The sequence below is a fragment of the Caballeronia humi genome (assembly GCF_001544475.1).
GTDB classification, from domain to species: Bacteria; Pseudomonadota; Gammaproteobacteria; order Burkholderiales; family Burkholderiaceae; genus Caballeronia; species Caballeronia humi.
On the sequence record NZ_FCNW02000053.1, the window covers coordinates 1 to 15033 of the forward strand.

The 15033-nt window shown below is 60.4% G+C and carries 10 protein-coding genes and 1 pseudogene; 1 reads left to right on the top strand and 10 read right to left on the bottom strand.

The window, feature by feature from the left end; genetic code table 11:
* Positions 1-125 precede the first annotated feature (125 nt).
* A pseudogene (locus tag AWB65_RS28885) lies at positions 126-1182 on the top strand (IS630 family transposase).
* Here the strand turns inward: AWB65_RS28885 and AWB65_RS28890 are convergent.
* The 10 genes from AWB65_RS28890 to AWB65_RS28935 form a co-directional block, all read right to left on the bottom strand.
* A complete protein-coding gene (locus AWB65_RS28890; protein WP_235007820.1) occupies positions 1179-2153 on the bottom strand; it encodes a right-handed parallel beta-helix repeat-containing protein in 975 nt (324 codons plus the stop codon). The pseudogene AWB65_RS28885 and the gene AWB65_RS28890 sit on opposite strands and share 4 nt — an antisense overlap.
* Positions 2154-2220: 67 nt before the next feature.
* The gene (locus AWB65_RS28895) at positions 2221-2958 is read right to left on the bottom strand and encodes a DUF2334 domain-containing protein (protein ID WP_159907841.1); all 738 of its coding nucleotides are present in this window, start codon (positions 2956-2958) and stop codon (positions 2221-2223) included.
* Between the two features lie 113 nt (positions 2959-3071).
* Complete coding sequence (locus AWB65_RS28900) at positions 3072-4262, bottom strand: glycosyltransferase family 4 protein (protein ID WP_087670394.1); 1191 nt, start codon at positions 4260-4262, stop codon at positions 3072-3074.
* 60 nt (positions 4263-4322) lie between these two features.
* A complete protein-coding gene (locus AWB65_RS28905; RefSeq protein ID WP_087670395.1) occupies positions 4323-5447 on the bottom strand; it encodes a glycosyltransferase family 4 protein in 1125 nt (374 codons plus the stop codon).
* A 42-nt stretch (positions 5448-5489) separates the two neighbouring features.
* Positions 5490-6650: a glycosyltransferase family 4 protein gene (locus AWB65_RS28910; protein ID WP_087670396.1), complete on the bottom strand. Its 1161-nt coding sequence runs from the start codon at positions 6648-6650 to the stop codon at positions 5490-5492.
* Complete coding sequence (murJ, locus tag AWB65_RS28915; RefSeq protein WP_087670397.1) at positions 6647-8011, bottom strand: murein biosynthesis integral membrane protein MurJ; 1365 nt, start codon at positions 8009-8011, stop codon at positions 6647-6649. The genes AWB65_RS28910 and murJ overlap by 4 nt, the downstream gene beginning before the upstream one ends.
* An 88-nt stretch (positions 8012-8099) precedes the next feature.
* Positions 8100-9131 (bottom strand): NAD-dependent epimerase/dehydratase family protein, encoded by a 1032-nt coding sequence (locus AWB65_RS28920; RefSeq protein ID WP_087670398.1) that lies wholly within the window; start codon positions 9129-9131, stop codon positions 8100-8102.
* A gap of 85 nt (positions 9132-9216) precedes the next feature.
* Complete coding sequence (tviB, locus tag AWB65_RS28925; RefSeq protein ID WP_087670399.1) at positions 9217-10494, bottom strand: Vi polysaccharide biosynthesis UDP-N-acetylglucosamine C-6 dehydrogenase TviB; 1278 nt, start codon at positions 10492-10494, stop codon at positions 9217-9219.
* Between the two features lie 87 nt (positions 10495-10581).
* Positions 10582-12822, bottom strand: coding sequence for a polysaccharide biosynthesis tyrosine autokinase (locus AWB65_RS28930; protein WP_087670400.1), 2241 nt, complete (start codon positions 12820-12822; stop codon positions 10582-10584).
* Between the two features lie 603 nt (positions 12823-13425).
* Entirely contained in the window at positions 13426-14574 is a 1149-nt protein-coding gene (locus tag AWB65_RS28935; protein ID WP_087670401.1) for a glycoside hydrolase family protein, read from the bottom strand.
* Between the last annotated feature and the right edge of the window lie 459 nt (positions 14575-15033).

Sequence of the window (15033 nt, forward strand, 5' to 3'; positions counted from 1 at the left end):
GGGCTCACGCCCGCCCTTGACCCGTCAAGCTTCGGGGAGCTGCCTTTGGCACTTGACACGGTCCATACATATCAGTGGTCTGTAACGTTTAAATGGGAAGTATCGTTGCGTCTTTGGAGGACGCGATGAACTTGACCAAAACCGAAATCATGGAACTGCAGCGGCGAGCCAGTGCGAGGACCGTGCGAGAGCGGATTCGGCACGTCGCGCTCGCCTGATCTTGCTGCTCGCTGACGGGCTGACCTGGTCGCAGATCAGAGCCAAGCTCGATTGCAGCGACAGCTACATCGATCGCTGGAGCAAGCGCTTCGCTGCGGATCGGTTGGCGGGCCTGTTCGCTCGTCACACCGGGCGCGAACGCTACAAGGTGACCGATCGCGTGGAGGCACGAGTGCTTGCGCGTACGACCAGGCACACGCCCGCGGACGGCTCCACGCACTGGTCCACGCGCAAGCTCGCGGCCGAACTCGCAGGCGACATCTCTCACATGACTGTGGCACGCATCTGGGCCAAACACGGCATCAAGCCGCATCGGCTGGAGGGCTACCTTGCCTCCAATGACCCGGACTTCGAGACCAAGGCGGCCGACGTCATCGGGCTGTATCTCAACCCGCCGCAGCATGCGGCCGTATTCAGCGTCGACGAGAAGACTGCCATTCAGGCGCTCGATCGCAAAGACCCTGTGCTGCCACTGTCGCCGGGACGCGCCGAGCGTCACGGCTTCGAGTACTTCAGACACGGCACGCTTTCGCTGTACGCCGCCTTCAATACAAAGACTGGCGAAGTCCTCGGCGAGACGGCAACGCGGCATACCTCGGCCGAGTTCGTAGCGTTCCTGAGCGACCTCGTGGCCAACCAACCCCGCGGCAAAGAAATTCATGTCATTGCCGACAACCTCTCGGCGCACAAGACCCGGCAGGTCGATGCGTTTCTCAGCGAGCCCCCGCAAGTTCATATGCACTTCACCCCGACCTATTCGTCCTGGCTCAACCAGGTGGAGTTATGGTTCGCCAAGATCGAGCGTGACGTGATCTCGCGCGGCGTATTCACCTCGGTACCCGATCTCAAGCGAAAGCTCATGCGCTACATCCGCAATACAACGAGCAACCCAAACCCGTAAAGTGGAAGTACTTTGACCCAACACGTCGAATTACTCCCGATTCAATCGTTACAGGCCACTAGCGGATGATCGTGGGATTCGAGATATCGATTCTCGGTCCCGCGCGGTCATAGTCGGTGCTGACGAAGGCGTCCCGCTTGGGACGAATCCATGTCGGCGAATTGCTCTTGATGTAGCCTGTGACCACGCTGCCTTTCGTCTTCAATCCGGAGACACTATAGGCCGCTTCCCGGCTCCCTTCGTCATTGTGTCCGGTGATCACGACGCTGACGTACTTCTCGCGGCTTCCGGGCAGCGCTTCCAGCCAGACGAGAATGCCGACTTGGCAGTTACGCGTAACCGGATTAACGATCCGGACGTTTTCGATGACATCCGTGTTCCCATTCGGCTCGATGTCGAGTCCGGCGGATGGAGCCGTACCGGCGATGTTTTCCCACACGGGATGATCGAACAGGATATTCCGGCCGCTGATGATCGACACGCCCTGTCGACGGCAGCCGGACGCGTAGTGGTTCATCACGCGCACGTCGCTCGAATACGGCAGGCCTTTGCCGAAGCTGTTTGCAATATAGATGCCGTCGCCCCAGCAGTTGGTAGTCGTGGGGGAAAGGATCGTCACGTCGGTGCTGCCCGCGATCGATATCCCCATGCCCCACTCTCCGTCGGTCGCGGCGTTCAACTCCTTGCTCCCGTCGACGCGCGGATTCTCCAGCACCACATGCCGCACGTCCCAGATACGGATGACTTCGTAGTTCCGGCTGTCGTGGGGAAGCAGCTTGAGCGAGGCACCGGGCATAAAACGTAAGCGGCTGTTGCTGCGCATGTGCAGCCCTTGCTCGTCGAGCCTGCACGAGCCGGTAATGACGAGCGTCTTGCCGACGGCGCTATCGACTGCCTTCTGGAGCGCTTCACGGTCATTCGTCTTACCGTCCGCCCTGACGCCGAACCACCGGTCGACGACTTCGTCGGCCGGGGCGTGTTGACTGGTCCCGACGTCGGCCACGGCAGCGAAGGGCCGGGTGATCGCGTCCACGACGCTGCCAAAGAGAAGAGCATTCACCGCCCTGCGGCTATTGCGCACCGTGCATCCTCATAAGAGTTCAGCCCCGCAAGCGGCGCATCGCACGCAACGGGGTCGATGTTAGAAAGCGCATCGCCATCGCGACGCCGGGAACGGGGTTCCTGATGCTCGTGGCATCTTCAAAAGAGATGAACCGCGAGCGATTTTTCTTGACGAATCCGACGATCTTCTCGACTTCGGCTTCGCTCAGCGTATTCACATGCAGGCAGATCGAATACACGCCGAAGCCAAAATGCAGCGGCGTGGCGAACAATTGCGGCACGGCCGTCAGACCGCCGAACTTGTACGGATAGACGCCGCTGCCGTCGGTCAGATACTTGAAATCGAGATCGGCCAGCGCGCGGAGCGTCGCTTCATCGAAGGAATGGGACGGCGCCATGAACACCGGCTGCCAGACGCCCTGTTCCTGCAGAATCTTCTTGCCCGCCTGCAGCTTCGCAAACTGCTCCTCGTACGTGAGGCCGGCCAGCTCCGATTTGCTGCCGAGACGCAACAGCCCCGGGTGCTCGGTCACGTATTGATGCGTGTAGCCGTGCTGCGCGATGCTCCAGCCGCGATCGGCCCAGCCGCGCACTGTCTCCCAGAACGCGTCTCGCGCCGGCTCGATGACGAGCGTCTCATCGAGGCACTTCGGCACGACGCCGACGAGCAGCGGCAAGTCCTGATCCTTGGAAAGCTCATCGAAAGGATCGAACCGCGACCAAGCCATTTCCGGGGTGACGTCATCGAAGCGCAACAAGAATTTCGGAACGACCATAGCGACTGAATCTCCTTCAGGATTTTTCCTTCTTTGAATCTGTCTTGGAGCAAGCCTCATGATGTCGCATCGAGGCGAGGCTTGCCTTGGCACTCAGACGGCGCCGCCCGGTTTCAAATCTGACGCTCGCGCTGGCTCGGCACGACGACTTCGTGCGCCGCCGGGTCCAGCAATTCGCTATAGACCCGCAGCGTCTTGCTGATCACGATCGATTCGTCGAATTCGCTCAGCGCCTTGTCGCGCGCGGCGAGGCCGAGCTTGCGGCAGAGCTTGCGGTCGTCGTCGAGCAGGCGGATCGCGTCGGCGAGTGCCGCGCTGTTGCGCACCGGAATCTGCAAACCGTCCTCGCCCGTGTTGCTCACGACTTCGCGGCAGCCCGGGGCATCGGTCGTGATCAGCGGCAATGCGCACGCGGCCGCTTCGATCAGCGTCTTCGGCAAGCCTTCGCGGTAACTCGGAAGCACGACGACATCGACTTCGGAGAGCATCTTCGGCATGTCGCTGACGTGACCCAGCCACTTGAGCAGCCCCTCGTTGGCCCAGCCTTCGACGAGATCCTTCGAGACCGAAGCCGGATTGCCGTCATCCGGCGAGCCGGCAAGCAGGAACTTCACCGTGCGGCCTTCAGCCTTCAGCGCCCGGGCCGCCTCGACATACTCGGCAATACCCTTGTCCCACAAGAGGCGAGCGGCCAGCACGACCCGCAACGGAGCACGCGAATCTTCGTCCGGTTCCGGCCGCGCGGTAAAGCGCGAGCAGTTCACGCCCGAGCCCTTGATGAGCCGAATCGCCTGGTCATCGACGATCTTTGCGCTCTTGAAAACCGCGACGTCGTCGGGGTTCTGCAGGATGAGCGCGTTTCGACGGCCGTTCAATGCGGTCCGCATCAACTGCCGCACGATGGGCCGCAGCACGCGCGCCTTCAGATCGCGGCTCGTGAAGACGTAGCCCATGCCCGCGACAGCGTTGATCCGCGCGGGGACGCCGGCGAGCTTGCTCGCGATCGACCCGTACACCGCGCTCTTGATCGTGAAGCCGTGCACGAGGTCGGGCTTCTCACACTGGAGAAATCGCACGAGCCACGCAAGCACGCCTACTTCGCGAAGCGGATTGAGGCTTCGGCGATTCATCGGCATCGCGTGCCAGCTGAAGCCCAGCGCTTGCAGCTTGGGCCCGAACTCGCCCGGCGGCGACAACAACACGACTTCGTAGCCGTCCTGCCGCAGCTTCTGCGCGAGCGAGAGGCGGAAGTTGTAGAGATACCAATCGGTGTTGGCGAAGAGAACAACTTTACGTCCGGTCATGTCCGCTCCTGGCTTTCTGAGCTTTGTGTTGGTACGGCAAGTCACGGCCGCAGCGATTATTCAATGCGGCGATTCGAAACGCTTCGCACGCGCGCCGACCCGGTCGAACAATTCGTCCCAGATCTGCAAGACCGCTTTCAGCGAATAGCGCTCGCGGACCGAGATCGCGGCTTTCCGGCCGAGTTCGGCGCGCAGCGGATCGTCGGAGATCAGGCGGCGCAAGGCGGCGGCCATCGAGTTCGCGTCGCCGGGCGGGATGAGCAGACCGTCCTCGCCGTTGCGCGTCAACTGCTTCGGGCCGCTCGGACAGTCGAACGAGACGACCGGCAATCCCATCGCCATGCTTTCCATCAGCGCCATCGGCAAGCCTTCATGACTCGACGACATCGCGAAAACCTGGCCTTTCGCCAGCTCGTTCCACGGCGTCAGCGTGCGGCCGGGCAGGAAGACCCGCTCGCCCATGCGCAACTCGCCGACCTGAGCCTCGAGCGCGGCGCGCTCCGGCCCTTCCCCCCAGATCCACAAGTCCCAATCGGGGAACTCGTCGGCCAGAAGCGAAAACGCGCGAATCAACAAGTCGTATTGCTTCGTCTCGTTCAGACGTCCCAGCGTAATCACGCGCTTGCGCGCGGCGGGTTGTTGCAGTTGCTGGAGGAACAGACCATCGGGCAGCGGATTGGGCATCACCGCGACGTCTTTCAATCCCGGCACGAGCTTTCTGTACGGCGCGACGACGTCGTCGGTCAGCAGCGTCAGGAGATTCGCCTTCGGATAGACGAACCGACAAAGCGTGCGCCATACGAACGACCGGCGATCGGCGAGCGGATTGGTGTGCTCGCTCACGATGATCGGAATGCCGAGTCCGCGCGAAGCGAGAATCGTCGCGACGTTCACGTTCGTCAGGAACGACACGATCACGTCCGCCTTGCTGTCGCGCATCAGCGCGCGCAGCGCACGCATCCGTTCGACGAAGGCGAGCGGGCCGCGGCTGCGTCGCTTCACAAGGTCAGCTAGGTAGACGAACTTCACGCGGTCCGACACTGGATAATTACAGGTGCTCCGTCCGGAATACGTGGCGACGAGCGTCACCGTGTCGCCGCGATCGACCCACGCATTGACCAGCGTCGCGGCGACGCTTTCGGCGCCGCCATCCTGCATCGCGCTAATGAACAAGACGATATTCATGGTGTCAGGTCTCCGCCCGCTGAATGATTGGAAGCGCGGTGCTCACTCCGTCACCCGCAAGGAAGCACGATCGATGGTCCGCGAAGGCTTCAAGCCGGTTTGCGTGAACACGTCACGCCACAGCGAGAAAACACGGGCCACCGAGAACCGGTCGATAACGGTTTGCGCGTTCGATCCCATCAGCGCGCGCTTCCCGTCGTCCTTCATCAGGGTCGACAAGGCATCCGCGAGCGCCTGCGGGTCGCCGACAGCACCCACCAGCAGACCGTCGTGGCCGTGCGTGATCATGTCTCTGGGGCCCGTGTCGCAGTCGAAGCTCACCACGGCGCAGCCGCTTGCCATCGCCTCGACGATCGTCATCGGGAAGCCTTCGAACCGCGAGCTCATGACATACAGATCGGCGCGTTCATACCAGTCTGGCATGTTGCCGACCTGGCCCGGCAGCAGCACGCGATCGCCGAGCTTCGCCGCCGCCACTTGCGTTTCGAGCGCGCGGCGGTCGTCGCCATCACCGAGGATCAGGAGATCCCACGCGGGGAAATCGCTTGCAATCCGCGAGAAGGAATCGATCAGAATGTCGAAGCCCTTTTGCGGTGCCATGCGTCCGGCAGCCAGCAACACGCGACGTTTCGCGCTGACCACTTTTTGCGGTGGGACGATGGGTTCCACGACCGGAATCGGCAGCGAGATCGAATTCGGAATGACGCTCACGGACTTGCAATTGCAGTTGTCCTGCAGCCACACCTTGCTTTTCTGCGTCAACGCGACGACCTTGTCCGCGAACGGGTACGTCCAGCGACGCAGCGTCTCCCAGAACTTGCCTTCGAAGAGCATCGGCGGATGAATGTGCTCGGTCGCCACCACCTTGCAAGGCAGGCCGAGGCCGGCCAGGATCGCGAGAATCGACGGCCGCGTCTCGATGCCCATCACCACATCCGGCTTCACTTTCTTGAGCACGCGGCGCAATGCCAGCATCCGGCGCACGTTCGCGAATATTGCGCCGGCGAAGCCGCCCGTGGCGCCCGCAAGGTCGAGCGTAATGCGCTCGACCGAATCGTGAAGTTCATAAAAGTCGCTTGCGGTGGATGTCAGCGTCACGACGCTGACATCCAGACCTTGCGCGACCCATTCGCTCGACAGGTTCATGGCCACACGCTCCGCACCGCCGTAATGCAGGGAATGGATGAACAGCAGAATTTTCATAGCGGACCCGTCTTATTCTTTAATGACCCGTTTGACAACGTGAGATACAGATAACACCCGAACGAACTGGCACCCATGACGCCGGTTGCCAGAACGACCCCCGTGATGCCCAGCCATCGAATCAGGAAGTAATTGGCCACCGCCTTAACGACAAAATTCGCAGCCGCGACGACGGCCATTGCTTTGAAGCGGCCTTCGCTCGCAAGGAGTTGAACCAGCACCAGGACCGCGAAGTAAAAAGGTATCTGAACCAGTCCCCAGCGAAACAGGCTAGACACCGCCGCCGTGTCCGCGGCGCTGAAGGCACCGCGCTGAAACAGCAGCTTCACAACCATTGGCGCGAGGAACCACGCCACGACCACCACGACAGCCCCGATCGCCAGCATGAAGAGCGACCACTTTAGCGCGATGCTTCGGGCGCGAGCGTTGTCTCCTGCACTCAAAAGTTCTGATAAAACCGGCAAGGTCGCCCGGCTGATCGCCACCGCGCCCATGCTGACGAGCAGCGCGAGCACGCGGCTCGCATAGCCGAGCGTCGCGATGGCGCCGTCGCCAAGACCCGCCACAAAATATTGATCGAGCGGCGTGGCGAGACTCATAATCAGCTGACCGATCATAAACACGCCGATCGCGCGATACATATGCGGCCATTGCGGAGAGCCGAGGGAAAAGCTGAGTCGCGCGCGGATCCTGTCGGCACGCCCGGACAGCACGCCCAAGATCACCGCCTGCAGGATGAAGCCGAGCGTGCTGCCCCAAATCAGGGGCGCGGGCGAGCCCGCGTCGTGCCAGGCGAGGACGAAGCCCAGCAGCACGACTGCCGGCACGCATTCCAGCAGCGTGTTGACGTGCTTCTCGCGTGCCTGGAGCCGTGCCGCATAGACGCAACTTGTCAGCATGACGATGCCGACCGGCGCCATGCCGAGCATCATCCGGCGCGACATCACGCGCGTCTCTTCCGACAGGTTGCGCGCCATCAAATCAAGCGCATATGGCCAGGAGAAGTAGAGAATGACCGCAAACAGCAGGCCGACGACGATCGCCATCACATCAAGTTCGCCGAGGAACTTCGCCTGCTCCTGCTTGGGCTTCGAGCGCAATTCGACCAAGGCCGGCACGAGCACGACCGTCAAGACCGCGACGAACGTCGCCGGCAGCCAGGTGATCAGCGTGAGCGTGAGCTGATAGGCATCGACGACGTTGCTGATGCCGTAGCGATACGCGATCGCCATTTCCTTGAGCGCGCCCGCCGACTTGCCGATGAGCGCGAACAGGGAAACCCAGACCGCACTGCGCGCGATCCGGGAATGGTCAGGGTGCATCTGCAGAAGACGGCTTCGCCAACCTGCGATCTGAGACATTGACGCTACCGTCCTAAAGAAATGCTATCCGTTGCGGACACATCGGCCGTGCCGAAGTGCGCCCGCGACGCGGGCAATCCTAAAGACATCACCGTTGAGCCACGAACTGGATGTACCAGGGCATCGCCCGGGACAACCCTTCCGCGAGGGGAATCATGTTGTCGTAACCCAGCAGTCGCTGCGCCTTGTCGACGTTGGCTTGCGAATGACGGACGTCGCCCGCGCGGAACGGACCGAATACGGGACGCTTGTCGCAGGACACGCTGTTGTCGCGGAGCACGGACTGCAGGCCGTCGTAGAGCTGGATCAGCGTCGTGCGATCGCCGACGGCGACGTTGTAGACCTGGTTGCGTGCTTCTGCATCGGAGGTCGCGGACAGGATGTTCGCCTGCACGACGTTGTCGATGTAGCAGAAGTCGCGGCTGGTTTCGCCGTCGCCGTTGATCACGACGTCGTCGCCGTGGATCAGCGAGGCCGTCCATTTCGGGATGACTGCCGCATACGCGCCGTCCGGGTCCTGGCGCTTGCCGAACACGTTGAAGTAACGCAGACCGATCGTCTTGAAGCCGTAGGTGCGCGCAAAGACCGAGGCGTACAGTTCGTTCGCGTACTTGGTGACGGCGTACGGCGAAAGCGGTTGTCCGATGAGGTCTTCGACCTTCGGCAGGCCCGGATGGTCGCCGTAGGTCGAGCTCGATGCGGCGTACGTGAAGCTCGAAACTTCGGCGTCGCGCGCGGCCACGAGCATGTTCAGGAAGCCGCTGATGTTGACTTCGTGCGTCGCGATCGGATCGTTCACCGAGCGCGGCACTGAGCCGAGCGCCGCTTCGTGCAGCACGTGATCGACGTCCTTCACCGCGTTCGCGCAATCTTCCATGCGGCGGATATCGCCTTCGATGAACCTGAACCGCTTCCATTGTTCCGGCGAGACGAGCGAGCGCACTTCGTCGAGGTTGTGCTGATAGCCGGTCGAGAAGTTGTCGAGTCCGACCACGGTCTGATCAAGCTTGAGCAGCGCTTCCAGCAGGTTCGAGCCGATGAATCCGGCCACGCCGGTAATCAGCCACTGCTGCGGATGCTGCGCGAGTCGTTGCCGAATGATGTTGTAGCGATCAGGCATCGATGCCCTCCGTTTTGAGATGAGCACGCCATCACATTGTGATGGCGTGTTGTACGACGTGCTGCACGGCGTGTTGCGGACCCGTTTAGAGACGCAGATCGCTCGATGCTGCCGGCAGCAGGTACTTCAAGTCATAAAGCACGTGCTCGGGCTTGTTGAACACGCGAATCGCGTCCTCGCCGAGTTCCTGGAACCGCGTATGCGCGACGGCGAGAATGGTCGCGTCGTAGACGCCCTTGCCCGGATGCTCGATCGGGTCCAGGTTGTACTCGTGACGCGCTTCTTCTTTCGAGACCCACGGATCGTAGACATCGACTTCGACTCCGTACTCACGCAGTTCCGCGACGATGTCCACCACTCGCGTGTTGCGCAGGTCCGGGCAGTTTTCCTTGAACGTCAGGCCCATGATCAGCACGCGCGCACCGGCGACGCCGATCTGGCGCTTGGTCAGCGCCTTCACGAGCTGCGCGGCGACGTAGCCGCCCATGCTGTCGTTCAGGCGGCGGCCCGCAAGAATGATCTCCGGGTGATAGCCGATCGCCTGCGCCTTGTGCGTCAGATAGTACGGGTCCACGCCGATGCAGTGGCCGCCGACCAGGCCCGGACGGAAAGGCAGGAAATTCCACTTCGTGCCGGCGGCCTGCAGGACCGATTCCGTATCGATGCCCATCTTGTTGAAGATGATCGACAGTTCGTTGATCAGCGCAATATTGACGTCGCGTTGTGTGTTTTCAATGACCTTGGCCGCCTCGGCGACGCGGATGCTGCTCGCCTTGTGCGTGCCCGCGACGATGATCTCGCGATACAGCCCGTCGACGAGTTCGGCGATTTCCGGCGTCGAGCCCGATGTGACTTTCTTGATGTCCGTCACGCGGTGGGTCTTGTCGCCCGGATTGATCCGCTCGGGGCTGTAGCCCACGAAGAAATCGACGTTGAACTTCAGGCCCGACACGCGTTCGAGAACCGGCACGCATTCTTCTTCCGTCGCGCCCGGATACACGGTCGATTCATAGATGACGACGTCGTCCTTCTTCAGCACGCTGCCGATGGTCTGGCTCGCGCCGATCAGCGGGCTCAGGTCGGGACGCTTGTATTCGTCGATCGGCGTCGGGACCGTGGCGATGTACACGTTGCAGCTCTTCAGCTCGGCGACATCCGCCGTGAACTTCATGCCCGTGGCGGCGGCCAGTTCTTCGTCGCTGATTTCGAGCGTGACGTCACGCCCTTCACGCAGCGCCGAGATGCGCGCATTGTTGATGTCGAACCCCACGACCGGGCGACGCTTGCTGAATTCGACAGCAAGCGGCAACCCGACATAACCCAGACCTACGACGGCGACTTTCAGCTCGTTTAACGAGTGCATGGTTTCCCCTGTTTTTTTTGGTGCCGCGTCTTGTCGAACCCACGGCCGAGGTTCAGCAGCTGTGAACTCGGCGGGCCAAGCGCGCGTTTATTTCGTTGAATCGGAGTAGTAGGCTTCGTATGCGTAGTTGCCGTACCGGCGTGACTGGGCGTAGTTGCCACGATTCACCTTAAAGCCGTTAAGCAAGATGCCTTCGACCTTCGAGCCGGTTTGCGCGAGACGCTTGACCGATTCCGAGATCTCGCCGGCACGCGTATCGGCGAAACGCGCGACCAGGAAGATCGAGTCGGCGACGGGCGCCATCGTTGCGGTATCGGAGACAGCCAGGATCGCGGGTGCATCGAGCAGGACGATGTCGTATTGCTCCGACGCGGCGCGAATTGTTGCCCTGAAATTGGCGCTCAGGAGCAGTTCGGCCGGATCGCGCGGATATTCACCGCACTGCAGGACGTCGAGATTCGGCAACACTTCCTTGTGCACGGTGTCGTCGAGCGAACGATTTCCGGCGACGAGATCAGCTAGGCCAGCACCACGCGGCAAACCGAAGTACTGGTTCAGATGGCCGCGGCGCAGGTCGCCGTCGATCAGCAGCACGCGCTTTCCGCCAGCAGCCATCAAGGTGCTCAAGTTCGCCGACAGGAACGACTTGCCGATCCCCGGCAGCGGTCCCGCGAGCATCACGACGTTGTTGCGATCACCGTTCAACGCGAACTGGAGCGAGGCGCGCATCGTGCGCAGCGCTTCGACTGCCGGGTCCATCGGGAAGCGGTTCGCCAGAGCCAGCGGTTCTTCACCCTTGCTCGACATGCGGCGCGTCAGTTCGTGCTGACGGTCGCTGACCGGGATCGTCGCGTAGACGCTCAGGCCAGTGCGCGCTTCGAGCTCTTCCGGATCGGCGACGCCTTTGAACAGGAAATCGCGCAGGAAGGCCAGACCGACACCGATGAGCAGACCCAGCACGGCGGCCACGAGCAGAATCAGCGACTTCACCGGCTTGACCGGCTGCTCGGGGACGTCCGCGTTGTCGAGCAATGTCACGGAGGCAGACTTGCCGGCCTTGACCAGACGCAACGTTTCGATGTTGTTACGCAACGCCGCGTACATATCGGAGCTGACACGCATGTCGCGCATCAGGCGCAGCGCACCTTGCTCGGCCGACGGCATCGCCCGGACACGGGATGCGAGGGTTTCGACGTACTTGTTGGTACCGGCGATCTGCTGGTCGATCGCTGCCACGCTCGGGTGTGACGGCGCGAAACGCGCGGTCAAGTCCTGGCGCTGGCGCCTTAGGTCAGCGAGGCGCGTGTCCGCTTCGGTGGCCTGTCTCAGAATGAGGCGGCCCTCTTCGTCCGCGTCCAGCAGGCCGTGGTTGTTGCGATACTGGTTGTAGGCGTCTTCGGCCTGCTCCATCTGACGCTTAGCCGTCGGCAGCTGCTGCTCGAGATAAGTCAGCGACTTCTCAGCATTGGCGCCCTTCTGGTTCACGTTCTGGCGGATGTACTCTTTGCCGATCTCGTTCAGGATGGTGCTCACGAGAACCGGATCGCTGCCGTCCAGAGAGACGCCGACCACATTCGACTTGTTGCCTTGCTCGCTGACCTGGAGGCGCCTTTGCAACTGCTCGAGCGTCTGCTGGCGCGAATGGCGCATCAGGTTGAACGTCGCGCCGTTCTCACCGTCAATCTTGCTCACGAGCAACGTAACGGGGCCGTGACTGCTTTCGAACTGCTCTTCGACGCCGACCCGACCGGTGAGCGGCTGCTCGATCCCCGGTCCGCGCAACTGGTATTGGCCGCTCGACAGCGCGGTGACGGTGTAGCCGGCGCCCTCGTCCTTCTTGGGCACTTCAAATGTCGCCACGTTGATCGCTTCGTCGGCCCACACAAAGCCGCCCCATCCGAAGAGTCCGGGCGCGAGCCGCGCGTCGTTGTGACGCGAGATCAGGCCGCCGAACACCGGCAGGCGCTTCGGCTCGGCTTCGATATAGAGCTTGAGCGAATCCACCGTCTGCATGGCGATGGATTTCGAGCGCAGGATCTGCATCTCGCCTTCGGCCGAAGACTTTTCCTCAAACATCGACGACGCATTGCGCACCAGGTCTTTTGAGTCCGGGAGCGTGGTCGTGCTGTTGTCTTCCACCTTGACCGAGATGTTCGCCCGGTAGACGGGTGTCGCGCAGAACGCGTACAGTCCGCCCATCACGATGAAGAGCATCGTCGTCGCGATGATCATGACGCGGTGATTAATCAACGTGTCGATGATCGATCCTGGATCGAATTCATCGTTACGCTCCAACAATACCTCTGACGCTTGATTTTTATGTTTCATGGACACGTCTCGTCACGTGGTTTTCTTTTGACCGCGCAGGCACGCGGATTCGAACGAGGGATAAAAACATCCCTCTCGTCCGCGCGCGACCAATATGGATTGATCGTCGGATGAGAAATCGGCTCGAAGGAACATCCTTCCGAAGGAAGGCTTTATCTACGAATTCGGCAAACTAAAGCGTCGACTGGTTTTTAAACTATTCATCGTTATTTTCCTCTGGAAAACGTTCCCCGAGACGATTAAACAATAATCGCCCTTTTCCCAGACGCAACGATACGGCACAAGGGCGCACCAAGTATGCGCGATAGTGCACACAAATTAACCCCGGCCTTATCCGGCTATAAGCGGACGCGCAAACGTTTTACGAAAAAATTATCAATTTTGTAAAATAGGGAAAACCATAAAATGTCCGACAAGACATATTATGGTTTTCACGCAAAATACTGTGGGATATCTAACAGAAGAATAAGAATCAGCATGAGCGGCAAAAGCCGATGTGCTGTTTTTGAGGCAGGAATGTGAAACGCGAAGATTGGGCAGGACCCAGTCAAACATCGAGGGCGCGATCCGTCGCGGTATCGCGCCCCCGCCGAAACACTTACATCAACCGATCTTTGCGCCGGTGACCGTCACCGTCGGGCCGGCCTTGTCCCAGTCGGCCAGGATCATCGCGCGCTTCCAGACCGGATTGGTGCTGGTAATCGACCCCTTTACAACGCGACCTTCCAATTGCAGTGCCTCGACGTTGAATGCACCGCCGGGGCTGCCCGTATCCGTATGACCGGAGATGCTGACACTGACCGTCTTGCTGACCGGGCCCGGAAAGGCCGCGAGCCAAATTTGAATTCCGCCGCCGGCGCAGTTTTTTGTCGTCGGATTGACGATGCGGATATTTTCAATCACGGCGGTATTGTCATTAGGCTCGATATCGAGACCGGCGCCGGGTTGCGTTCCTCCGATGTTTTCCCAAAGTGGTGTATTGAACGTGATCCCGCTGCCGCTAATGATCGATACACCTTGACGACGGCAACCGCTCGCGTGGTGAGAATTGATTGTAATGTTCTTGCTGTAGACGTTGCTTCGCTGTTCGCTATTATTGATATAAATACCGTCGCCCCAGCAATTGATCGTGGTTGGCGACGTGATGGTGCAATTCGTCGAGCCGTAAATCGAAATCCCCATTCCCCATTCACCCGTCTTCGACGAATTCAATTCCTTGCTGCCGTCGAGATACGGACTTTCGAGCGTGACATTATCCACGTCCCAGATACGCATGATTTCATAATTTTGCGTATTGTGCGGTAGCAACTTGATCGACGCGCCGCTTGCAAAACGGATGTGACTGTTGGTGCGCAGATTTAGACCGGATGTATCGATACGGGACTTTCCGGTAATCAGCAGGATCTGCCCGACCGAGCCGTCGATGGCGCGCTGGAGCGCGTCGAGATCGTTGGTGACGCCGTCGCCCTTCACACCGAAAGACGTGTCGAGCAGGACGCCCGAGGTGTTGGCCGGTGTGGTCGCGACCGGAGTGCCTGCCGCTGGTGTAGAACTGGCGCCGCTCGAGGACGAACCGCCACGGCGCCGGCTTCGGTTCGCTACCGCGTCGAGTTCTGAAGGATCGCTGCCGCCGCCGCAGGCGGCCAACACGAGCGCGCCGCTGCCGGCCAATATCGACGCTAGGAATTTACGACGGACCACGAGTCGATCCTCGCCAACTCGGGAATGTTGAGCTGATGTCTTCTTAAGCATTCAAGTCTTCCAGCTATGCCGGCGCGATCAAAAGCCCAAACCCAGGCACGACCTCAACCACACAGGCGTTTAAAAGGGGAAATCAAGCGGGATAACGGGCGCAAAAGCCCGAGCGCTTGCGTACGCGTTGTCTGGCGTAATCGGCGATGCGAAAACGCGCAGGTGCGAGCGAATTCCCGAAGCGTTTCTCCGCTTTAAAAGCGAAGCAAAGCTTCAGGGGGTAAAGCAGGTCTCTTCCAGGAAGGGGCGCTACGGCTGCAATTCGATGGAGCAATATATACCGATGAAAAACTTAAACCGATAGCTGATCGATAACTTATTACCGACTTTGAATGATCGTATCAGATTACCAATTGTGATTCCACGTTACACTTGTTTCAAAACGTACGTCATATAATCTGATGATTTAGTTAGCGCGGGATAATTTGCTGTTCCGTCAGAATTTACATGGTCATAGAT